Genomic DNA, 23,032 nt, shown 5'->3' on the forward strand with positions numbered 1-23,032 from the left:
AAGTCGGTGAAGCGGTGACCATCTGTCCCGGTTGTGGGAGCAAACTGCCCCCCGTTCGCGACAGGATTGGGCGTTTCACCTTGCATGAACTGGTGAACGAAACGGAAATCACCAGCGCCTATCGGGGACGAGGCGATGGTGAGGCGGATGACAAGCTGGTGCGGGTATTCAATGCCACCGTGCCAATTGACGCCGAGCGTGCAGGCAGACTGCGGATGCGTGTTGAGGCATTGCGGCAACTTGATTCGACTAAGCTGGTTCGTTATGAAGCGGTGGAACAGGATGCCGATGGGACTTGGTTCGTTGTCAGCGAATGGGTAGATTGCGTGGGTTGGGGAGATGTGACGGGTAAAGAACGCTTGTTTCGCGATCCGCGCCGCAAGCGGGAGTGGGTGGACCTGTTTGCGAAGATGGCTCAAGCGCTAGCCGCCTTGCATGTCTCTGGGCAGGTGGTGCCGAATCTGAAACAAGCCGACTTTCTGCTGGTTCGCCGGCAAGACGGCACTTACGATGTCAAACTCGACTGCAGCCTCGAACCGTTCCTGCGCGAGCCGGGAACTGCCAACATCGATGCCGGACATCCGGACTCCCGTGCCGGCAGGGCGCTTGATGGGCGCAGCGACATTTGGTCGATGGGAACTATTTATATTGCGTTAGTGGCGGGATGCACGGTGACGGCTGATAATGCCGTGGCCGTGATTGAGGGCATTCTGAACCGCTTTGCGCCGGTTGTCCTGCACCGCAAACTCGGGGCATTGTTGCGCAGCATGGTAGACGACGATCCGGACAAACGGCCCACCTCGGCCACGGCCGTCGCCGAGGCGATCAGCGCCGTGACTGATCAAGACATCGCAAAATGGGTGCGCTTCGCGAAAGACCCGTGGAAAAACAAACGACTGCACCGCCGCTTCGCCTGGACGGCCGCCATCGCCGTTGCGGTGGTGCTCACGGTTACCGCAGAATGGATTCGCCGCGAGCGGTCGGACACTGAGGAAAAAATCGAAGTCGTGGTCGATGGCCTGAAGACTGAAGATGCGCGTCGTTTGGCTGCTATACGCATGGAACTAGACAAGATAGACATCAATCGGCACGAGCAGCGCTTGGATTTGCTGAGCGATGCCTATAAACAGTCGTTGGCCTTTGTTGTCGTTGAAGTCTGGGAGGAAATTGCTGGGAGGCGCAATTCGCTCATGCACGCATCTGGATCGGCTTTTCTGGTGTCTTCGGATGGCTATCTGCTGAGCAATCGCCATGTTGCCTGCCCGTGGTTGGCGGATACTGACTTGGCTCAGCATTTCGCGAAACGAGCGGCACAGGGTGAACAGGCCGACTTTGGTTACACCATGTACCTTTGGTTTGAGGGCGACGAGGCGTTTTACTCCCGGCTTATCACCAGCAACGATGTCAGGGACCTCTATCGCACGGGCAATGCCTACTGCTCCGAAGGGAACACGCCCAAGCGTGTCGAAATTGTTGCGGTGAATCCGATGCCGGTCCTTTTGGCCGATCGGGAACGTGGTCTGCAGGACGACGTGGCGGTTCTGAAGGTCAATGTCATTCCTGCGGGGGCACTGCCGATACCGTTGGCCAAAACTGACGGGGGTGACGCCCCAACCCGGGCAATGCCAGTGATGGCGATCGGCTTTCCCTACGGCAAGGATCCGATTGTCGGGTCGCAGGTCGTGGCCAATTGGACGCGCGGGACGGTTACTAGTGTGTATGCCGACACTCTGGGCATTGATGCGACGTTGCATTCGGGAAACAGCGGCGGTCCAGTGATCGACATCAAAGGGCGTGCCGTGGGCATTGCCACCGCCGTCTTTATGGCGCGAATGACGGAGATTACTGCACAGGGCCAAACCGTACAGCGACGAGTTACCGCCTCCGACATGGGAAGGGTGCTGCCTATTGCCAAAGCAGTCGAATTGCTTGAACGTGCGCGTGCCGGGGAGCCATGCCAGCGAGGAATTCCCGAGTATGCCTACCGGCGACAGATTGAATCGGCCAAGGCGGCTGCGGTCAACGCAGACTGGCGGCAGGCGGCAGCCGAGACTAGGGATATGCTTGAACCGCATAGTGGTCCAGGCATCCTCTACTGGGCTGCGGTATTGAGCCCGACCAACGCCGATGCCAGCAAGCGCGCCCAAGCCCTCGACTGGGCTGTGGCCATGCAGCCCGATCATTACCCGGCTCATTTTCTGCGTTATTGCGATGACTGGCAGCAGGGCGTGGAGGTAGCGAAGCGCCGTTCCCGTGATACCCTGCTGGCCGCGGATTGGCGCAGCCAGGGCGAATTCTTTGGCAGTGCAGTTAAGCTGATTGAGGCCGCTGCCGGGGAGAAGCGCTTGGCGGCCATGGCCGAGACCGTTGAAGAAGCAGCCGTGCTGGACTGGGTGGCTGTTGAAACGCCTGGAACAAGACTGTCTGTCGACGATCGCCGGAAACTGCTCTTGTCGGCCTTTGGGAAAGTGGATCCCGATGCTCCCTTCGCTTACGTAATTCGCTATTCACTAGATCGGTTGGGACCGTGGACCGAGCCAACACAAAAGAAACATCAGCGCCAAGGGGGCGGCAAAGACGCCAATTTGGCATTCGTGGCCAAAATTCTGGCAGAGCTCGACCATGCCGCAGCGACGCCACGCATTACCGCGAGTACGGGTAAGACGTCACCCACCCGCAGCGCATATGTAGAAGACGCCTTTCTGTTAGCCGCCAATGGCGACTGGCATGAGGCGCTGCGCCTGGCGGAGAAATTTCTTTTAGAAGCGCCGTCGGCGCGTTGTTCAGCGCACTGTCTGCGCGTATCGCTTTTGCGCGCGCAGCTGCTCGCCAGTGCCGGTGATAGGGCGCCTTTACAGGCTATTCTCAAGGGTGGCGACGCGTGGTATGCGAAAATAGCCCGCGCTCTGCTCGACGCCAGCTTTGTTGATGAGCTCATCAAGGACGGCGCTGGCGACATTGAGCGGACCTTGCGGCTGCGACTGGCGCTTGGAATGGCGTCAGAGCTGGACGGTGCCCCCGACGCGGCGCTTGGACATTATCGGGACGCATTGGACACGATGCTTGTTGGACGGCCTGAATTCACTATGGCGCAAGGGCGTATTGAGGCGCTTGCTGGCAATCAGGGGCAAAGACGGTCAGCGAGTACGCGCTCGCTGATACCGCGTGCGATGACAACGCCATCGTGGTTAGGGCCCACGGGCTTGGCGACTCGCAAGGCCGCTGCTGCGGCTCGCGTCCCTGAGCCGCTCCGGGAAAGCAGTGCCTCGCGGGTTGCGCGTTGGGAAGCTTTGGGGGTGCTTTCGCCCGAAACCGTGCCGGCCGTGCACCGTGCCTTCACTGTCTATGGTCGTGTGTTACGGTCGGCTGACAAGCGGAGCAAGTACCTGCCTACTGCCGACAGCTTGCGGGTGGTGGACGGCGGCGGTGATCCCTGGGCGCTGGCCTTGCCCGACGGCCATATTGTGCTTTCCCGGCGTGCATTGGACCTTTGTTTTGCCGATGTGCCGACTGCCGAGGGTGATGCACGGCTGGCTTTCGTTCTCGGCCATGAATTGAGCCATCTGGCAGCGGACGATTTTCGCCATCTGCAGGCATATCTTTTTTTTGCCGAGCCGGAGCATGGCGACGAGGCTGTGCGGCGGATCTTGCGTGAGGGTGGTGATGCCGCCTTGCTGTATGGCGATAACGGCGACCCAGCCGAACGCGCCAAGGCAGTCGGGGCGATGCGGGCAGCCGAACTGCAGGCCGACATCAGTGGCTTCCTCTACGCCGCAATAGCTGGTTTCCGGGTGGACTTGCTGGCCGGCGATGGCAGCCAACGGGAGGACTTTTTTGCTGCTTGGGTACGGCAGGTCGCTCATGGTGCGGAAGATCCGAGGCATCCCGATGCGGCCACCCGTGCGCATGTTCTGCGTCGCCGATTGGGGCATTTGCAGGACTGCGTGTCGCTCTTTGACGCTGGCGTGCTTTTCCTGACGCTTGGTCAATATGACATCGCCTTGCCATTGTTTGAGACCTATCAGCGAGTCTTTCCGTCGCGGGAGGTGTTCAACAACCTCGGGTTGTGCTACCTGCGTCGTTCACAGCCCTATGGTATTGCCGGCTTGGGGACACTCGATACGACGACGCGGGCGCAGTTCCTTGGCTTCGACATGGCCGTAGCACAAATTTCCGGGCAGGACTTGTCGGAGCCGGCGCGCGGGGATCTTGGCTACGCCATTGCCTGCTTTGAGCAGGCTTGCCAGGCTGATGCCGCTTATGTGCCGGCACGCTTGAATCTGGCCACAACCAGCCTGCTGTTGGGAGCAGATGAACAGCATTCTGCCTTGGGCGCTCTTGATCAAGTTCTCGCGCTTGATTCCGGGCATAGCCAAGCGACTCTTTTGCGGTGGCTGATCAAATGTTGCCATGAGCCGGATGAAAGCGTGCGCGCCATCGCCCGCGACCGCCTAGCCGCCTGCACGCTTGATGAGACTATTCCGGTCTGGTTGTTGCAGCATGCAGCCCAGGTGCTGGCAGTCGGCGGGCAGGACGATGCCGCGAAGGCCTTCCACGCCGCCATGCAGTCGCGAACTCAGGGGACGCCAGTGGCGCCCGGGACGACGGCAGTTGCCTATGCTGACCTACTGACCATCACCTGGCCGGTAGCGCCCGGAAGGAGGGTCGTGCCGGATGAGGAACCGCCGGGGTTGCGTGACTATCGTCGCGTTGATTTTCATGCGGGTTGCGCGACGCTGGCTGACGCCCTGTATCTCTCTGACAACGGAACGATGGTGGCGGTAGTGGACGAAATTGTGCGGGGCGGGCGCTTGGTCTATGACACGCCGGAGCCGCTTTCTGCCGTGTTCGCTGCCGCGCCAGCGGACGAATGTGTGTTGCCGACGGGTGACCGGGTGCTGAGCAGCGGGCACGGGGATGCCTTGCTGGTTCGTCACGGTAATCTCAGCCAGTATTGGCTGGTGCATCAAGAATGAATCGCTGTTATCTCATGCCCAGAGGGCAGAAAGGGGGAAGGCAACGGCTGGTTCCGACAAGGATAAGAAGACGATGATTGGCGCCTGAGGCGTCAGAGGAAAACAATCGACAAAGGGAAATTCACAAGACAAAGGAACTGAACATGAAACGAATCTGCATGATGACAATGGGCATGGCACTCATCGGAACGCTATTGGCTGAACCGCAAGCTGAGAAGCAGGTGCTCACGCAAGCCGGGGAGTTTTCCACGTTGTGGTTGCCGTCTTCTTCCCTGATGGTCGGGGCGGTGGTGGAGGCCAATGGCGCGGCGCGCATGGCGGCTCAGCTTCCCAAGGAAGAATCGGCGACGGCCTACGGTTTCGCTGCGGCTGGGATCACGAAAGAGCAGGGGTCTTTCTGTCTTGGCGTGTTGATGACGGACCTCAAGGTCGCTTTGCAGGCGAATGACCAAGTGCGCACGACGGCCGCGATTGACGCGCTGGTGACTGGGTTGCAGCAATTGAAGGCTTCAGAACCTTTGCTGCGTGCGACTCTGCAACTTGGCGCCGCCCACCATGCAGGCATGGGCACGGATGCCTTGCGCCGTCTGGGCCTGCCCGTGATAGAGCCCTTTATCGAGGCATTTGTTGAGCAGGAAGGCCTGGTGGTGCACCTGCGCCTGGGTGAGTGGGTGGAGTCTGTGCGGCTGGCATTGGCAAGCGCTGACGAAAGCAAGCCCGCTGCGGCAACACTGCTGCTGACTCAGATGAACCCGGCTGCCTTCTTCCTGTCGGCTCTTCAGAATGCTGGCCTTCCCGCTGGTGGCAAGGCGGCCTTGGAAACTTTGAAGGCATTGGCTAATGAGCCCAAGCTATCGAATGCACATATTACCCAGGCCCGCACGGCAGTCGAGCAGATTGCCTTGGCCATGCGCTGAGCAGAGTCTACTAATCGTTCCGTAATTAATAATCAAGGAGCACTGTCATGAAACATTTGTCTCGTATTTGTTTGTTCGTACTTATTTCATTTGCCGGTGTGTTTGCGACGACCGCTCTGGCGCAGAACCACGTTCCCATGATCACTGCCCTAGTGCTGGATGCCAGCGGCTCGATCTCGGATAGTGACTTCAATGTTCAGAAGGCTGCTGCCATCAAATTTATGCTTGCCTCCCACGAGCTGTCCAAGGTCTACGGCGGTGAGCGTTCCGACTGGGTGGCTGTCAGTTTCTTCGGTACAGACGATCTCTATGCCGGCATCCCATTCGTGAATGTGAACAGGCAAAACGATCTCGCGGAGGGAATTCGGGCGGTTGCCGGCTATCCGCACCCAAAGAGCGGCACGGCCATCTATACGGCCATACTCAAAGCAACGGTGGAGGTTGAACAGCAATACGGGTCGCTTCCGGGGTTTTACATGCGCAACATCATCCTGGTCACGGACGGCCAGGATAACTCCAGCCGCCGGGATGCCAAGCAACTGGTTGAACAGGCGTTTCCCAATTCGGAGTTCAACCTTATTGTGGTTGGTGTCGGCAAAGATGCTAAAATTGACCAGTTCAAAAATATAGCTGACATGACGATGATGATTGATGACTATGATGAGCTTGTTGCCGCGCTACTGGCAGCGCGGCATGCGCTTTCAAACTAATTCATGCGCATCGCCCCGGCCCACGTTCGGCGGGCCGGGGTTGCATAGTCGCCCCTCCGCGGGGTGATAGCCTTGATGGATACAGTGGACTAATGATTATCGGCTGGGGGAGTTCGTAATTATCCTGTTGCTTGTTGCTGGGCGAGAAGAGCCGGAAGGAAAAACTGCATGAATCATCAAGATAGTGATTGGCGTTCGCTCTTGCTCAGGCCGATCAAAAATGGGAAAATGGTGCCGATCGTTGGTCAAGAACTGTTGACCTATTGCGGTGAAGATGGGCGAGTTGTGCCTCTGCGCGGCGTGTTGGCAAAGAAATTAGCCAGAAAGCACGGACTTGACGAGAGTGCCTTCACCGAGCAGTCAACGCTGTGTGACGTGGCCTATCAGCTTGATCCCTCGGTTCGCAAAGATGATACCTTTTATGACGAAGTGCGAGATATCTACGAGGACATCAATCCGCCTGTGCCCCCAGTCCTTCGGCAGCTTGCCAAAATTGGCTTTCGTGCCTTTCTGACGACGACTTGGGAGCCACTACTCTGCCAGGCTATTGCGGAAGAACGCTACAAAGGTGACCAGTCACCCATCGTTGTCCGCAAACTCCGACTTTTTGACAACGGCCGCGATGGCGTTGTTGAAGACATCCCGTGGCAACAAATTCCCGATGGCGTGACCTTGGTCTATCATCTTTTTGGGAACCTGAAAGAATCGGGGCGAGACTACGCCTTGACGGAAGAGGACATGCTGCGTTGCGCGGCCCGCTACATTGAATGTCGCCATGATTACCTCACGAACTTTGTTTCCTTCTTGGAGGGGGTAAAATTACTGACTCTGGGCTGCAGTTTGCCAAACTGGTTTGCCCGTTTTTTTGTCTGCTTGCTGAAGGGCGACAAGATTGAACAGACGGTACAGTTGGCAGATGAAAGATCACGCACCGATCCGGACCTCTGCGCATTCATGTCCCGGGGCGGCAACCACATCTATGATAGTGATGCGCTGGAGTTCACCCGGAGGTTGTACGAGCGCTGGGATATGTGGAATGTTCCTCTCGCAGCGGAAAATGACAATTCGACCTTGCCACCATTTCGTCCCGGGGCAATCTTCATAAGCTATTCCAAACAAGGTGAAAAGGATCGGCAGGCGGCATCGGCATTGTTCGATGCGTTGCAAAAGCTTGGGGCCAATGTCTGGATGGATGTTATTCCAATTTGCATTCAAGATGATTGCAATTACATTATCCACTGCTGACAAAGGCGGCAGAAGGTCTGTCGCCGCCAAAAACAGGAGTGGCAACATGGGTCAAAAAGTCGCATTTTCTGATGCCGAGATAGCCGAGGCCAAGCGCATGGTCAACGAAGCCGCTGATGTTCGCGAAGTCAAGCAGGGAATGTCGGTTGTCCTTTCCGTCGAACTGGGATTGACCAACAAAGAGGTAGCGATTGCCCTGCAGTCCAGTCCAGCCACAGTCGTGAGGCTGCATGGAGGGGTTCGCCATTGCGCGGCCAAGAGTCATTCTGATGCCGATAGGAAGGCTGCATGGGGCGGGCGACGGCACTCCTACATGACGCCGGAGGAGGAAGATGAGTTTCTTCTGCCATGGGCTGAAAAGGCCGAAAAGGGCGGCGTTCTGATTGTTCCGCCGATTCACAAGGCGTTTGAAAGTCGCATTGGGCGGCGCGTTCAGCCGGCAACCATCTATCGTCTTCTTGCCCGGCATGGCTGGCGAAAGATCGCCCCGGACAACATTCATCCGAAAGGCGATCGCGAAGTCCAGGAGGCCTTCAAAAAAGGGGGCTCTCGATGGCTGTGGACGAAGCGCTGAAAGGGAATCGGAACAATCTGCCGGTTTTGGTGATGTTTCAGGACGAAGCCCGGTTTGGTCGCTTGAGCTTGCCGCAGAGATGCTGGGCACCGGCGCCGATGCGGCCCGTCGTCGTGCAAGGAGTCGTGCGCGAATACAGCTACACATACGCAGCGTTGGCGCCGATGAGCGGCGAAATGGATTGGATGATAGCCTCCAGTATGAATACGACGGAAATGACAGCTTTTCTTCGCCACGTGGGGTCGCGTCATAGCGATCAGTTTGTGGTAATGGTTCTTGACGGGGCGCCATCCCACCGGGCGATACAGCTGGCAATTCCAGAGAACATGGCATTAGTTCGTCTGCCGCCATACTCGCCGGAGCTGAACCCTGTGGAGCATCTATGGGACGAAATTCGTGAAAAGCACTTCGCGAATCGAGTCTTTGACTCGGTGGGGGCGGTAATAGCCCAGGTGGTGGATGCGATAGACAACTGGGAGTCGTCGCCAGATGCGGTTCGCTCGCTATCGGCATGGCCTTGGATTGTTGAAAGTTTGCAATCATCTTGAAAACAAAATGGAATTATTGTCCTGGCTACTCACTTGGCATCCTCCGCAGGCTGGATCCCCAGCAACGCCTCGATCCTCTTCATGTCCGGGTGGTCTTGGCCCGCCTCGCGAAGGAGTTTGAAGTCGCTGCGCGCCTCGTCGTTCCATTTGCGCCCGTCAAGAAAGGAGGTTCTGGCGTACTTCTCGTGGATGGTTTTGGCCTTCTCGAACTGGTTGGTGAGCAGATAGGCGTGGGCCAGCTTCATCCTGGCGGAACATGGTTTGTGGTGGGCGAGGAGGGCGACGGCTTTTTCACCTGCCTCAAGGGCGTCCTTGTGCTTGCCAGTGAGTAAGGCCACCCAGCAAAGCAAGCTGCTGGCATCGCTGAGAAATTGTCCGTCCACGCCCTGAAACTTCGATGCGATGGCTAGGCTCTCGCTAGTCGCCGCGACCGCTTCCGCATAGCTCTTGAGTTCAGCGGCAAGCCCGCCCTGGACTAACAGCGCATCCGCGAGTTCGAGGGACTCGCCCTGCTGGCGTCGCAGTGCGACCAGCCGCGCTAGATGGTCGAAGGCGGCGGCAGGGTCGTTTACAGCCAGGTCGCAATCGATGCACGCGACCAGAACCGCGTCTTGAAGCTCGGCATGCAGCAACGAGAGGGCCGCGGAAAACGATTGCTCGCCACCGAGGAGCCTGATGTCATAATTGCGCATGAAGACGGCACGAAGGGGAAGGCCGGGGTCGCGTTCGGATGCTGGATTCGCCCTGTTTTCTCTCACCCACGAACCCGCCAAGAGGGTCCGGGCGAAGGGAATCGTGGGGTCGTAACGCAGCGCGGATTCAATCCCCGGGCGCAAGAGCGTATCGCGCTCACGCTCGGCGATCTGCCGGACGGTGACGTGCGAACCGGGGGAAAGCAGACGGCTGGGGCGCGAATCGAGGAGCCAGTCGGCCAATGTTCGCCACTCCTTTGGGAGCGTTTCCCTAGTGTGCAAGAGAAGATGGAGACGTTCGCCGTGGGGGATTTCCTGAATCTTACCGTCCGGATCGTAACGCAGCCCAGCTACGCCACTTGCCCATATCCGCACCGCATCGGTGCTCGAAACCTTGTCAACAGCCGCATCCCACACCTGCGCCGTCCGGTCAACACTCGCCGTCACCACCCGCGTGCCATCCGGGCTGAAACTCGCACTGGTGACATCGTCCTCATGGCGCAACGGCTCGCCGATGGGCTTGCTGCTGGCCGCATCCCACACCCGCGCAGTGTTGTCCTGGCTTGCCGTGACCACCCGCGTGCCATCCGGGCTGAAACTCGCACTGAGGACCGAACTCTCATGGCGCAACGGCTCGCCGATGGGCTTGCCGCTGGCCGCATCCCACACCCGCGCAGTGTCGTCCCAACTCGCCGTGACCACCCGCGTGCCATCCGGGCTGAAACTCGCACTGAGGACCGAACTCTCATGGCGCAACGGCTCGCCGATGGGCTTGCCGCTGGCCGCATCCCACACCCGCGCAGTGTCGTCCCAACTTGCCGTGACCACCCGCGTGCCATCCGGGCTGAAACTCGCACTGAGGACCGAACTCTCATGGCGCAACGGCTCGCCGATGGGCTTGCCGCTGGCCGTATTCCAGACCCGCGTGGTCCCGTCGGAACTCGCCGTGACCACCTGCGTGCCATCCGGGCTGAAACTCGCGCTGCAGACAGAACGCTCATGGCGCAACGGGACACCGATGGGTCTGCCGCTGGCTGCATCCCACATCCGCGCCGTTTTGTCCCAACTTGCGGTCACCACCCGCGTGCCATCCGGGCTGAAACTCGCACTGTTGACCCAATTCTCATGGCTCAACGGCTCGCCGATGGGTTTGCCGCTGGCGGCATCCCACACCCTCGCCGTCTTGTCCTGGCTTGCCGTCACCACCCGCGTGCCATCCGGGCTGAAACTCGCGCTGAGGACCCTACCGTCATGGCGCAACGGCTCGCCGATGGGTTTGCCGCTGGCTGCATCCCACACCCGCGCCGTCTTGTCACGGCTTGCGGTCACCACCCGCCTGCCATCCGGGCTGAAACTCGCACTGTAGACCCAATTCTCATGGCGCAACGGCTCGCCGATGGGCTTGCCGCTGGCGGCATCCCACACCCGCGCAGTGTCGTCCCAACTCGCCGTGACCACCCGCGTGCCATCCGGGCTGAAACTCGCGTTGACGACAGGATACGCATGCCGCAACGGCTCGCCGATGGGCTTGCCGCTGGCCGCATCCCACACCCGCGCCGTCTTGTCATGGCTTGCCGTCACCACCCGCGTGCCATCCGGGCTGAAACTCGCGCTGCAGACAGAACGCTCATGGCGCAACGGGACACCGATGGGTCTGCCGCTGGCTGCATCCCACACCCGCGCCGTGTTGTCCTGGCTTGCCGTCACCACCCGCGTACCATCCGGGCTGAAACTCGCACTGTTGACATCGTCCTCATGGCGCAACGGCTCGCCGATGGGCTTGCCGCTGGCCGCATCCCACACCCGCGCCGTGTAGTCATCGCTTGCCGTCACCACCCGCGTGCCATCCGGGCTGAAACTCGCACTGCGGACCGAACCCTCATGTCGCATGGGCCCGCCGATGGGTTTGCCGCTGGCGGCATCCCACACCCGCGCAGTGTCGTCCCAACTCGCCGTGACCACCCGCGTGCCATCCGGGCTGAAACTCGCGTTGACGACACGATACGCATGCCGCAACGGCTCGCCGATGGGCTTGCCGCTGGCGGCATCCCACACCCGCGCCGTCTTGTCATGGCTTGCCGTCACCACCCGCGTGCCATCCGGGCTGAAACTCGCGTTGTAGACATCGTCCTCATGGCGCAACGGCTCGCCGATGGGCTTGCCGCTGGCCGCATCCCACACCCGCGCAGTGTCGTCCCAACTCGCCGTGACCACCCGCGTGCCATCCGGGCTGAAACTCGCGCTGCAGACCGAACTCTCATGGTTCATGGCAACTAATGGGCAATCGCGCCGGACTCGCCCTTGATGGCGAATGGTGTCGTAAAGCCACAACGCTGCCTGTTCGTTTGTGGGGTCGCGCTCCAACGCCCGCACCAGCAACGCCACCGCCTCGTGCCAGCGGGACTTGCCATTGAACCCTGCCGCTCGTTCTCCCTTCTGCTGCGCGTCGAAGTCCTCCTGCCACGCCTTAATTGCGCTGGCCAGATCGGCGTTGCTGGCGGCGCGGAGATTCTCGAGGTTCGCACGGTTCGCTTCCGTGGCATTTTCGGTCTGGCGACGAGCTTCGGCAGCATGCGCATCCGCCTCCCGCCACTGCCAAAGCGCGATGGCACCACCAGTCAACGCAAAAAACGTCAGTGCCGACAACCCCGCTACGACCGTGCGGCGGATGCGTTCGCGCCGGCGTATGGCAGCGTCGAGCTGGGCGAGTTGGGTGGCGATGTAATCGCGCTGGGCGGGATCGAAGGTGTCAGGATGCTCGGCAAGGTGGTGGCGGGCGAAGCTGGTGAGGGGGTCGTTCTCGGCCAGCGGGGCACCTTCGGCCAGGCGGGCGGCGATGCGGTCGCGGACACGCAGGCGGTCGCGGTTGGCATCGATCCACTGCACGGCGCGTTCCCAGCGGCGCAGCAGGGCCTCATGGGCGACGAAGACTTCGCCGCGGTCGGAGCTGAGCAGCCGCGCGGCGAGCAGGGCCTCGACGAGTTGGCGGCGCTCGGGGGTGGTGGCCAGGGCGTCCAGCGCGACGCGGCGGCGGACGGGGCGGGCCTCGTCGCTTTCGTCGAGGGCGACAAGGGCCTGAAAGACCGGGCCGAAGGCGGCGCGGACGGGTTCGGGCTGGGCGGCGAAGACCGCTTCGGCATGACTGCCGATTGCCCCTTCGACCCCACCGAGCTTTTCATAAGCGGCGAAGGTGAGCAGACCCTCGGCGGTGCGGGCTTCGTAGAGTTGGGCGAGCGCGAACTCGAGTAGCGGCAGGGCCTCGGGGTGGCCGACGGCATCGTTGAGGATGCGCTGGTCCAGCGATTCGCCGCCGACGTTCTTCTCGAAGGCGACCCCGGCCAGCATAGCGGGGCCGGTGATGATGCGGTGGATGTCGGAGGGCTCCGGCGGCAGCAAGTCAATCTGGCCGCGTTCACCCTTCATGGCCATCAGGGTCGGCAAGCGCTGGCAGCGGTCGTAGAAGTCGCTGCGCACGGTGGCCAGCACCCATACGCAGCCGGAGACGGCCAGCGCCTGCAGGGCGGCGAGGAAGGCGGCAACTTCCGCCTCGGTGACGGCCGGATGGGTGAAAAGTTCCTCGAACTGGTCCACCAGCAGGACGAGGCGGACCGGGCCGCGTCCGTCCCCGGCGCAGGCGCGTTTGAGCAGCAGGTTCAGGGCCTTACCCTGTCCGTCGCGCAGGGCCTGTTCGAGGTCGTCGAGGCTGTCGTCGTCGCCGCGCAGTTCGGGGATGCGCTCGAGCAGCGTGCGGGCCAGTCCGCGGCAGAGACCGTCGGTGCATTCGCCGGGGGTCAGCGTGGCGGTGCGCCATTCGGCGACCGTCTCGTCGGGGTTGTCGGTTTCGAGAGCGGGCAGGACGCCAGCGCGGGCGAGCGAGGATTTGCCGGAGCCGCTGGCGCCGACCAGCAGCAGGAAGGCGCAGCCCGCCGCGGCCTGGGCGCGCAGGCGTTCGAGGATGTCGCAGACCTCCTCGTCGCGGCCGAAGAAGATCGGGGCGTGTTCGGAGCGGAAGACCTCGAGTCCGCGATAGGGGGAGCCCTCCCAGGAGCCGAAGCCGAGGCCCTCGTCCATGACGATGCCGTCGAGCAGGCTGCGCAGGTGGGTCTTGAGCCGTTCAGCGAAGGTGTTGGGTTCGGGGAAGGTATGGTAGGCGCGCAGGTTGCTGCCGGTCGCCGCGTCGTGGAACTGCTCGCGGATGAACTGCTCGGCCAGCCGGTGCTGGCGCAGCATCTCCTCGATCTTGTCCGTCGGCGTCTCCTGCAAGGCCGCTTTGAAACGCCGGTCATCCTGCCGGACATAGACCAGGATTTCGGGGAGGTTGTCCGGCGACAGCGCACGGGCGGCGAGCATCAGGTCGAACTCACGCTCCGTGCCCGAGCGATAGGGCGTGCCATCCGGCTTGCGGATCGCCGCCCCGAGCGGCGAGCCCAGCCGCGACCAGAGGATGAAAACGGCGATGTCGACGCAGTGTTTTTCGGAGAGCAACAAGTCCACCGACTTCTGGAACGAGGACTCGGTGCCGGCGATCGCCTGATCGATGCCCGCTTGGAACGACTTGTCCGCTCCCAGCGGCAGATCCTCCCACAGCACGGTTTCGAGCCGCAGGCGTCCCGCGTAGCGCTTCTGCAAGCCTTCGACGACCTTGCGCGCCTTGTCGCGTTCGACCGCCACGTCGCCAGGCGAGGAGATGAAGATGCGGATGGTTTTCATACGTTTTCCCCTGCGTTACCCCGCAATCCCGGATTGCGCGTTGTCATGATCGGATGCTAAACCCAAACCAACAATGCCTGCTTCGGAGGTTTCCTTGGATACACCATGCCTGCAGAATTTGGGGTAGTACCACAGTTTTCGATGTGACATTCAGACTTCCCTCTTCAACAGAGCCTTGATCTATGCCATGAACCAACCACTCAATTGACTAAGCGAAGGGCCCTGTCTGGGGCTGGACTTCTCCGCTCCGTTGGCCTCGACCAAGCGGGGGACTGCGAGTGATCTCGCGATATTGTTCTGGCTAAGTCTGAGGATGTGGACACCACATGGCTCAGTCAGCAGGTAGGTGTCAAGCGATGTTTGCACGCAGTTGCTTATGTCGTACTCGCAATGCCACAACACCCACTGCGGCGGATTCGCCCAGAGATCGAGCAAGGCAAGCTGAGGACCTGCCAGACATTGTAGCAGGGGAGATCGTGCTCCTTTGACGAGACAAACCCGCAGAGAACGCGGGGACAACGTTTCAGCGTTGGGGAGGTACGTCTGCGCCAACAGACGGCCGGTGCAGGACTGCCACCGGCTGAAGCAGCCGTCCTTTGCCCATGTCACGATTTCGCCGTCTCCGATGTGAAAACCGCCCATGACATTCGTATCGTGCCTGATCCTGCGAGTTAGGGCCCCTGTGTTGATGTCGAAAAGACGGGCATCATTCCCGTTAAGCGGCAAGGCAACGATGGAACCGGCTATCGTCTCGAACGCGGAGGAAATTGCATCCTCCTTCTCCAAGATAACAGATGCTTTTGTCTTGTAGTTCCAAACGCCCAGACTCCCCAGCCATTCCTCGCCTGAAAAGCTGTACCGGCTATAGGGAACAGACCATAGCAGTAAGCCGTTGCTCAATGCCTTAACTGATTCCTCTGGCTGGTAGGCAAGCCAGGGCTCATCCCTTAAGAAGTTGGTCTCAGGGAAACGCATGCCTGAGAGCGAGGCCAGCTCTCTGCCGGTACACAACTCCCAGACATGGATCGTATGAGCTGTCCAAGCAACCCAGGTGTTCTCATTCAATAGAACTCCCCCTTCGGCGGGCTGGCTACAGTTCTCAAGATGGACTACCGTATCGGAGTTAGGCGAAATTACGCTCGGCGTCCCGGACTTCGGATAGAACAGTAACCGTTCGTCTGGAAGGGCACGAATTTCCTCGCAATCGGCGTCCAGTGCGAAAGAACGGAGCAGTCCTGTATTCGGACGCCAATACGTAATCGCATCGCCCGCGACTGTGGCGAAGAGGTTTTCCCACTTGCTTGCTAGGCCCCAGACGGAACCGTGGATTTCATGTTCCGCCAACTTTTCGCCAGTCGTGGCATCCCAGAAAGCAAGCGAGTAGGGATGCTTGGAGAGTGTCGCTACATGTTTGCCGTCGCTGGTCGCTCTTGCTTTGGTAACTTCGCCAGAAAGGGAAGGAAGACTTCGCACCTTAAGGTCAGCGTCAGCATCGACAAGCCAGAGTGAGTTCCGCGTCCCTGCAGGCGTTCGGCTAACACCGTACGCCATGGCCCGGTTTTCCTGGGTGCAAACCATACCGTGAATTGCTATGTTTTCAGGGGCTGTCTCCTGTTCGGGCTTCGGAACCTGCCAGACCCTGACTGTGCTATCGTCCTGCTGGTATTCGCCATACATTCGCGTGGAAGTCCACAGCCATCCTCGAGAGAGTATTCTCCCATCCGAGAGTTCATCAGCATGCTTGATTCTGCCATTATGTCCATATAAAACGTGCTCAGATGCCCCGGTCCTGGCATTCCAGATACGGAGTGTTCCGTCCTGAGACCAAGACAGAAGACTATGATTGTGTTTTCCCGAAAGTTGCCGCATTCCCAAGATTATGTCCGTATGCCCATCCAGTCGGAACACGCCATCGGAACTGTGAATCCATCCACTTTTCCCAGCCCAAAAACAGATTCCGGTATCGGGCAAATCAATCAGTCCGCCGAGTGGGCCAAACTCTTGTGCATTGGTCACCTCCTCCGCGAGAAGGAACCGCCACATGACCAGTCCGTCAGCTTTGAGTGTATAGAGGTACTCGCTGTCCCACAAGACGGTATCGTGGTTGGCGCGTAGCACGAACCCATCCGCATGGCAACTGGGATAGGAAAATGGTGCCTTCTCGTTGATCATCTTCACAACTGACCGGTTGTGAGGCACCCCCCGTAGCCCGTTCTCACCCTGTCGTACCTGACCGCTGACCGGGATGCCCATGAGGGTTTGCAGGTGAAAGGCCGTTTCTTCCGGGAACTCTGCCCGGGGAATCTCTATCCCTTCCGTCGTCCATATTCTATAAGTATCGTTGTCAGCTCTTGACAGGATGTGCCCTGATGGCATCTGAATCACGGCCCGGATTTTGCCTGTATGTCCGAGCATTTTGGCACATTCCCGACCAGTCTCCAGATCCCAGATATAGAGGGCGTGCTCACAATCCTCCCCACCCCATCCCAAGAAGCGCCCGTCCTGTAGGAACATGCCGCCCTTCACCCAGTCCCGCGTCTGTAGGCAACGGAGTTCCTCTCCGCTATCCAGCCTCCACACGCGAACGCAGCAATCCTCTCCCCAGGAAACGAACAAGCCATCACGATAAGGTAATACGCCGCGGACATCACTCCAGTTCCGGCCATGGTGCCGAAACACCTCGCGCTGCTTGCACGAGGCCAGATCCAATAGGCGAATCTCCGGCCTGTTTGCCCACAACAGAACCTGTCCCTCAGGCAAGAAAAGTGCTCCCGGCTCTCCGACCAACCAGTTATTCTTTGTTCCAAAGTCCTTGAAGGTCTCTAGGTTTCTGCCGGATTCCAAATCCCATAGTATACACATGCCATCGTCCGCCCAGGAAATCAACTTCCCATTAGGCAGTTCTATGGTCCCGGTAACATCCGCGCTGTGCCCATCTAGCACCAGTTGACAAGGATCAAAATACAAACGGGATGGCCGATTCATGTCGTACAACAATGTCCACTCACAGCCATTGTCATCCTGCCACTCCTTGGCGGCACCGGACAGCGGGCTGTTGCCTGCGTGCTCAATCGCTAGTTGCAGAAATATCTTTTGCGCGGGCCATTCCTTACTCTCACGCCGTAAGATGTGTGCCTTTTCGCGAAAAAAGTCGGCCCAAGGCCCCAACCGTCGCACCTGTTCCACCGGTACTTCACGGCGAACCATGTCGTAATCCTCGAACACACCATCGAGCATACCAATCCGGCACTTGTGCAGGAGGAACGGGAAACAGGTGAGAAGTCCAGCCGCTTGTTCGTACCGTCCCGACTTGGTGAGATGGAAGACGCACTCGCCGAACCCGCGAACATTGTCCGTTTCCCATTCCTTCTTCGGGTTGGTTCCCTTGGCGGCGACAACGAAGTAGTCGGCGATCTCACCATGAACCTCGGTTGTCTGGCTCTGCGCCTCCGCGTCTCTGCACGAGACCGGTTCTCCGAACTGTTCGAACACCGCTTGGCGCAGTTGGCTGTGGGAGAAATCGAGTTGTCCGCCTCGACGGAGGAGATACCGGCGCAGTCCGCGTTCGATGCGCTGGGCCGTAGCCGCTGCGGTCGGCCCGAGTTTTCGGACAAGCAAGTCAGCCAGTTCGTGGCTAGCCATACCGACACGGCCATGGGCCAGATACAGGCACCACCACTTCACGGCATCCGGCGCCTTCTCGTTGAACACTTCAAGCCGCTGCAGCACCCAACGGAACAGGGCTACCGTGTCAGGGAAGTCGCGGGACATCGAGGCTATGCGCGCAGGCACGATCACATTCAGGTCGTTGCCACCCAGTGTCCGCAGTTCGTTCAGCATCACGAGCAGGTACAGCGGATTGCGCGCTTGCGGGATGGCGCACAACGCATCCAGATGCTGGCGGTCCAGTTCGTGGCAGTACTCCTTGAGGTAGTCGACGACAATGGTGCGAATATCGCCTTCCGTCAGCGGGCCGAGCGGCACGCGCAGCGGCGCCGGTTGGCGCGTGGCGAGAGCGCGGAGGACGCGCTGTTCGGCGCTTTCAGCAAACCCGGCCGACGGTGAACCGCTGGCTTGCAATCCCGCCTTCAGGCGATCCGGACCGGCTGAAGCCGGCACTGCTAACGGGGGTGCCACCTCAACACAACTGACGACCACCCGCACCCCCGGCCCCAGACGATTCGGGAGCCAATGGAGATCGTGTCCATCCGTGAGTTGATTGAGCGCGTCGATCAGGATGACGATGCGGCGTTCGCCCGCGTAGTCGCCGAGACGTTGCCGTAGTCGTACGCATAGGCTGTCGAAATCGCGTCTTGTTTCTTCGCCTTTCCTCTGCCCGTCTGCGGGCCAGGCGATGCCGCTGCGGTCGAGTTCTCCGATCAGGCGTTCAACGAGCGTATGGGCTGTTGCGGAGCGTTCCGTGGCACCGACAAAGTGCTTGACGACCAGTGGTGTGTGAACAGCGAGTGGCGAACTGGGATCAGTGGATGGGGATTCGGCGAGTTTGGCGAGTTTGGCGAGAAGGGCGGACTTGCCTTGGCCCGGCGCGGCAGCAACCACGGCGAGGCGCGGAGCGTTTTCGTCAGTCGAGGCCAGGAAGTCCGTCAGTTGCCCCAGCTCCTGCGTTCGGCCTTGGAACCAGCGCAGACGGGTTTGGGCAAAAGCGTCCATCTGTTCACGTTCGGCATCCAGGGTGTCTTGTGGAGGCGGCTTGGCGAGCGCCACAAGTTTGGCCGCAAGGTCGGGGGGGACGGGCCTGGATTCGTCTGTGTATCGCGGATCAGCATCGGGATCGGCATCGAGCGCCCGCCGCCAGACGTCCTTGCCCACGTAGCGTTCGTCGCGCAGCACGCCCGACCAGAGATCGTCTAGGACGAGGTGGCCAAAGGCGTCGAGGTCCTCGAAAGACTTCCCGGTCCAGCGGGGGGTGTAGGAGCGCACCGGGCGACCGCAGGTACGGATATCGGCTTTGAGCTGTTCCAGGTTACGGCAGGAAATGGGGTCGGTATCGACGAACTCGCCGTGGATGGCCGGATCGGTATGCGGCGGTTCGGGGACAAGCGTCACTCGAAAGTAGAAGCTGCTGCGACGGAGGACCCGGCGGCTGAGGACGGCGTGGCGGATCTCCATGTCGGTGACGGATCGTCCGCCCCAGAGCTTGCGATCCTCGCCGTCCCTGATCTCGTGCGGTTGGGGCACCCAGCCGTAGCGCTGGCCGAGCATACAGACGAAGAACGGCTCGACGCGGTCAATCCATCGCTTGCAGTATTCCCAGGAGTTGGCCTTCTCCCCATCGACTCCGGTCTCCGGCACGCCCCAGCGCAGGTCCACGTCGAAGAAAACCAGCCCCAACTGTTCGACCCGCTCGCGCAGTTCCGGGAAGACGACTGTGACCAGATGATCACGCTCCGCGTGCATGTCGCGGAACGTGGAGGAGATGAAAACGCGGACAGACTCGTTGGCGACGGGCATCGACATTGCCATTACTTGCTCCTCACCGCCTTCCGGCGTTCCTGGGCGAGTTCGTATTCGAGCCAGTTGGCCTGACAGGTGTCGAGGGCGAGGTTGTACCAGTTGATGGCGGCCTCGCGGTCCTGGTCGCGCTCGGCGCGGAGACCGAGGGCGAGGCCGAGGGTGATCGTCTCGGGGCGCTTGCCCGCGACGGATTTCAACGCCTCCTGGGGGTCGGTGGTGCCGAGAAGGCAGTCGGCGATCTGCCGGTACCAGCCGTTGGCGATGCCGGCGCGGAATTCAGCGAGGGCCTTTGCCTCGGCCGCCTTGTTGCCGGCAAGTCCGATGGCCTGGCAGCGGAGGAGGCCAACCCCCAGAATGTTGGCGCTCTCGCGGTGCGGGAGGGCAAGGTAGCGGTCGCAGGCAATGCGGACCCGCTCCCATTCCCCGCGCTGGGCGGCGTGGAAGACTTTGGGTAGGAGGTCGAACTTGGCGGTGCCCGGATTGGCGGCGGGAGCGGCGGGGCTTCCGTCGAGAAGGACTCCCTCGAAGGCGGCCAGCATTTCCTTGCCGGTGGCGGGCTGGGGGCGGGCGGATGGGGGAGCGGGGACCTGCCGACCATGGTCCCCGGCATGCCAGAGGGAGCAGCGCAGCAAATAGGAGGTGAGTTTGTCTTCGGGGGGAATGGCGCCGAGCGCGATCCGAAAGCGTTCGTGCGCGGTCGCCGGGTCGCGGTTGGCCTGGGCCATGGTGCCGTCGATCCAGAGCGCGTTGGCCAGTTCGGGGGCGGACTCGGCCTGCTCCGCCGCCGTTCCGGGCGCGAGGGTGCCTTCGAGCATACGGACGCCCTGGCCGTAGGGTTCGAGCGGGGAGTGCCAGGGCGCGTCGAGCAGCAGGGCGCGGGCGGCCCGGTCCGGCTCGGGCACACCGGCACGCCAGTCGTGCCAGTAGCGCAGGAGGTGGACAAAGCCTACTTCGGGGTCTAGGACGGCGAGCCGCTCCAGGAGGCGGTGCCCTTCCGGGGTGAAGCCGTCGGGGGTGTAGCAGAGGATGGCCGCCATTTGGGCGACCTCCGGATTGGCGGCCACCCCGGGAACAGAGGCGAGTCCTCTTGCGGTGGCCCAGTCGCCGGCATCGGCCGCCGCCAGGGCGGTGCGCATTTCGGGTTCGAACGCTTCGGGGGGCAACCCGTCCCAGACCGGAACATCATGGCGCACTTTCTGGAGAAAACCGTTGGCGAGATCGATCGGAAGCAGTCTCCCCATGGCCGTCTGGAGGCCGCCGCCAGGGCGGTTGTGGAGCTGGGAAGCGATCCCGACGACATAGCCGTCCAGGTCCAGGACAGGCCCTCCGCTGTTGCCGGGGTGAAGATCGGCATCGGTGGCTATGGCATCGGCGAAAACGCGGGTGACGCTGCCTTCGGAGGCGCGGGCGAGCGCTCGGGTGTCCGCGTTTCCGTCGCGTCCGCTGGAGTAGCCCAGTGCCAGGACCCGGGTGCCGCGGACGGGCGGTTCCCCGGCTCGGAGGGGGATGGGGACGGCCCCCTCGGGGAGCAGGTCGATCTTCAGCACGGCGACGTCGTCCTGCATCCAGGAGGCAAGGGCGGTGGGGACGTCCTGCGGCGGCACCATCACCCCGGCGACAACCACGTTCCGGTGGACGTTGCCGCTGGCATAGGCGGTGTCGAGACGGTACTTGTCCTCCGCTTTGTCGCTGTTATTCCCAGTGCTCAGGGGGCGGAAAGCTTCGTCGCCATCGAACCAGAGCCGGTAGGTGACTCCGAACCGGAAACCAAGTCTCCTCCGCCGGAGTTCGGCATAGGCATCGGCGACCTCCGACTCTCCCAGCCATGGGGTGACGACGTGGCGGTTGGTGAGGAGATGGCCTTCCGAAGTCACCAGGAACGCGGTCCCTTCACAGGACGCAATGGCCAGCCGCCTGCCGTCGATCTCCAGCCACCCTTCGGTCTGGACGAAGGCGACCGACCGGCTGTAGCGGGCGAGGACGGCCTGGGCACGCTGCTCGGGGGATGCCTGCCGGATATCGGCCAGCGCCTGGCGCACGGCCTCTTTGGCGGAGGCGTCGACAAAGCCCTGCCCGTCGCGGACCAGGCTCTCCACTTTCGCGACAGCCGCGCTGGTGGTCCGCCGCGTCTCGTCGATCCCGGTGGAGAAGCGGTGGTACAGCACGGTGCCGAGGACGACCGCCACGACAACAAGCGCCGCCGCGACGGCCAAGACCCGGTTTAGCAGCCGCCGGTTGCGCCCGGGGTCCTTCTCGAATCTCGCCCACTTGGCAAGGTCCGCGTCGTCTACCGCAGCCAGAGCGGCGAGCACGGAATCGGCGGAGGATGGACGCTTGCTGGGATCGTCCTCGACCATCTGGCGCAGCAAGGCGCTCAGCTTGCGGTGCAGGACGACCGGCTCGAAGCGATGGTAGATGCCGTCCGCGAGTGCCTGATAGTCGTCGTGCTGGTCGGTGCCCGTGAAAAGGTCGAGGAAGAGATGCCCCAGCGACCACAGGTCGCTGCGTTGGTCCAGCAGGCGCTCGGCATTCAGGTCCGGGTGCAGGCGGCGCAGGCGGGCGGCATCCGGGCCGTCGTCGTCGGTCGCGAGAGGCATAAAGCGGGTGAGTTTGGGATCCAGCCGGACCTGCAACACACCTGCCGCATCCCGGACCAGCAGAAAGTCGTCCAGAGTCATGAAAGGCATCAGATGCCCCGCCTCGTGCAGGGCCGCCACGCACCGTGCCATTCCCTGCATGAGCTCGAGGCACGGCCGGCGCTGCCGGGGATCGCGGAACAGGCGGTCGGGACCAAGCATATCTCCCCAGGAACGGACCTCCTCCCAGGGGGTGGCGCGCAGGGCGGTGGCGCTGTCGAGCAGGCGGAAGTCGAGCGTCGGAACGACGAGTTCGGCGGGGGCGGCAGCCACTTTCCCGAGAATCGCGCGGGCCCGCTCCAGAACGTCGTCCCCATTCCCGGATAGGTGGTAGAGGCGCAGGCAGACGTGCCGACCGTCGGCCTCTCGCCGGGCCCGCCAGACGCTGTAGCCGAGGCGTTCGCGCACCAACCCGAGCAACTCGTAGCCGGGCACGGCGCGTTGCGTGGCGGGCAATGCCGTGCCGCAGGCGGGGCAGACCTCGACCGTTTCGGCCACGCGCTGGCCGCAGTCAGGGTTGGTGCAGATTCGCATGCTTTATTCCCCTAT

At 61.4% G+C, this 23,032-nt stretch carries 9 protein-coding genes; 6 read left to right on the forward strand and 3 right to left on the reverse strand.

The genetic code is table 11. From position 1 onward, the window contains the following. The first annotated feature begins 80 nt into the window (after positions 1–80). The 6 genes from J3R75_RS12875 (at position 81) to J3R75_RS12900 (ending at position 8,970) form a co-directional block, all read left to right on the forward strand. The gene (locus tag J3R75_RS12875; protein ID WP_307262132.1) at positions 81–4,976 is read left to right on the forward strand and encodes a trypsin-like peptidase domain-containing protein; all 4,896 of its coding nucleotides are present in this window, start codon (positions 81–83) and stop codon (positions 4,974–4,976) included. A gap of 143 nt (positions 4,977–5,119) precedes the next feature. Next, positions 5,120–5,893 (forward strand): hypothetical protein, encoded by a 774-nt coding sequence (locus J3R75_RS12880; protein WP_307262133.1) that lies wholly within the window; start codon positions 5,120–5,122, stop codon positions 5,891–5,893. A 47-nt stretch (positions 5,894–5,940) separates the two neighbouring features. Next, positions 5,941–6,603, forward strand: coding sequence for a vWA domain-containing protein (locus tag J3R75_RS12885; RefSeq protein ID WP_307262134.1), 663 nt, complete (start codon positions 5,941–5,943; stop codon positions 6,601–6,603). Positions 6,604–6,771: 168 nt separating this feature from the next. Continuing rightward, positions 6,772–7,848 (forward strand): toll/interleukin-1 receptor domain-containing protein, encoded by a 1,077-nt coding sequence (locus tag J3R75_RS12890; RefSeq protein ID WP_307262136.1) that lies wholly within the window; start codon positions 6,772–6,774, stop codon positions 7,846–7,848. A gap of 46 nt (positions 7,849–7,894) precedes the next feature. Then, on the forward strand, positions 7,895–8,422 hold the full coding sequence (locus tag J3R75_RS12895; protein ID WP_307262138.1) for a winged helix-turn-helix domain-containing protein: 528 nt from the start codon (positions 7,895–7,897) through the stop codon (positions 8,420–8,422). Continuing rightward, positions 8,401–8,970 (forward strand): IS630 family transposase, encoded by a 570-nt coding sequence (locus J3R75_RS12900; protein WP_307262140.1) that lies wholly within the window; start codon positions 8,401–8,403, stop codon positions 8,968–8,970. Before J3R75_RS12895 ends, J3R75_RS12900 begins: the two co-directional genes overlap by 22 nt. Before the next feature lie 29 nt (positions 8,971–8,999). On the opposite strand, the gene J3R75_RS12905 is transcribed toward J3R75_RS12900, so the two are convergent. The 3 genes from J3R75_RS12905 to J3R75_RS12915 form a co-directional block, all read right to left on the reverse strand. After that, positions 9,000–14,372, reverse strand: a complete 5,373-nt coding sequence (locus J3R75_RS12905; RefSeq protein ID WP_307262142.1) for an nSTAND1 domain-containing NTPase — start codon at positions 14,370–14,372, stop codon at positions 9,000–9,002. Positions 14,373–14,552: 180 nt separating this feature from the next. Continuing rightward, positions 14,553–19,856, reverse strand: a complete 5,304-nt coding sequence (locus tag J3R75_RS12910; protein ID WP_307262144.1) for a DUF4062 domain-containing protein — start codon at positions 19,854–19,856, stop codon at positions 14,553–14,555. After that, the gene (locus J3R75_RS12915; RefSeq protein WP_307262145.1) at positions 19,856–23,017 is read right to left on the reverse strand and encodes a trypsin-like peptidase domain-containing protein; all 3,162 of its coding nucleotides are present in this window, start codon (positions 23,015–23,017) and stop codon (positions 19,856–19,858) included. Before J3R75_RS12915 ends, J3R75_RS12910 begins: the two co-directional genes overlap by 1 nt. Between the last annotated feature and the right edge of the window lie 15 nt (positions 23,018–23,032).

It is taken from the genome of Oligosphaera ethanolica (genome assembly GCF_030814695.1).
Classification (GTDB): Bacteria; Verrucomicrobiota; Lentisphaeria; order Oligosphaerales; family Oligosphaeraceae; genus Oligosphaera; species Oligosphaera ethanolica.

Excerpts from the sequence above, each read along its gene's own strand:
- J3R75_RS12890 (WP_307262136.1), top strand. The coding sequence starts at position 6,772 with ATGAATCATCAAGATAGTGATTGGCGTTCGCTCTTGCTCAGGCCGATC.
- J3R75_RS12905 (WP_307262142.1), bottom strand. The coding sequence starts at position 14,372 with ATGAAAACCATCCGCATCTTCATCTCCTCGCCTGGCGACGTGGCGGTC.
- J3R75_RS12885 (WP_307262134.1), top strand. The coding sequence starts at position 5,941 with ATGAAACATTTGTCTCGTATTTGTTTGTTCGTACTTATTTCATTTGCC.
- J3R75_RS12900 (WP_307262140.1), top strand. The coding sequence starts at position 8,401 with ATGGCTGTGGACGAAGCGCTGAAAGGGAATCGGAACAATCTGCCGGTT.
- J3R75_RS12880 (WP_307262133.1), top strand. The coding sequence starts at position 5,120 with ATGAAACGAATCTGCATGATGACAATGGGCATGGCACTCATCGGAACG.
- J3R75_RS12910 (WP_307262144.1), bottom strand. The coding sequence starts at position 19,856 with ATGGCAATGTCGATGCCCGTCGCCAACGAGTCTGTCCGCGTTTTCATC.
- J3R75_RS12895 (WP_307262138.1), top strand. The coding sequence starts at position 7,895 with ATGGGTCAAAAAGTCGCATTTTCTGATGCCGAGATAGCCGAGGCCAAG.
- J3R75_RS12915 (WP_307262145.1), bottom strand. The coding sequence starts at position 23,017 with ATGCGAATCTGCACCAACCCTGACTGCGGCCAGCGCGTGGCCGAAACG.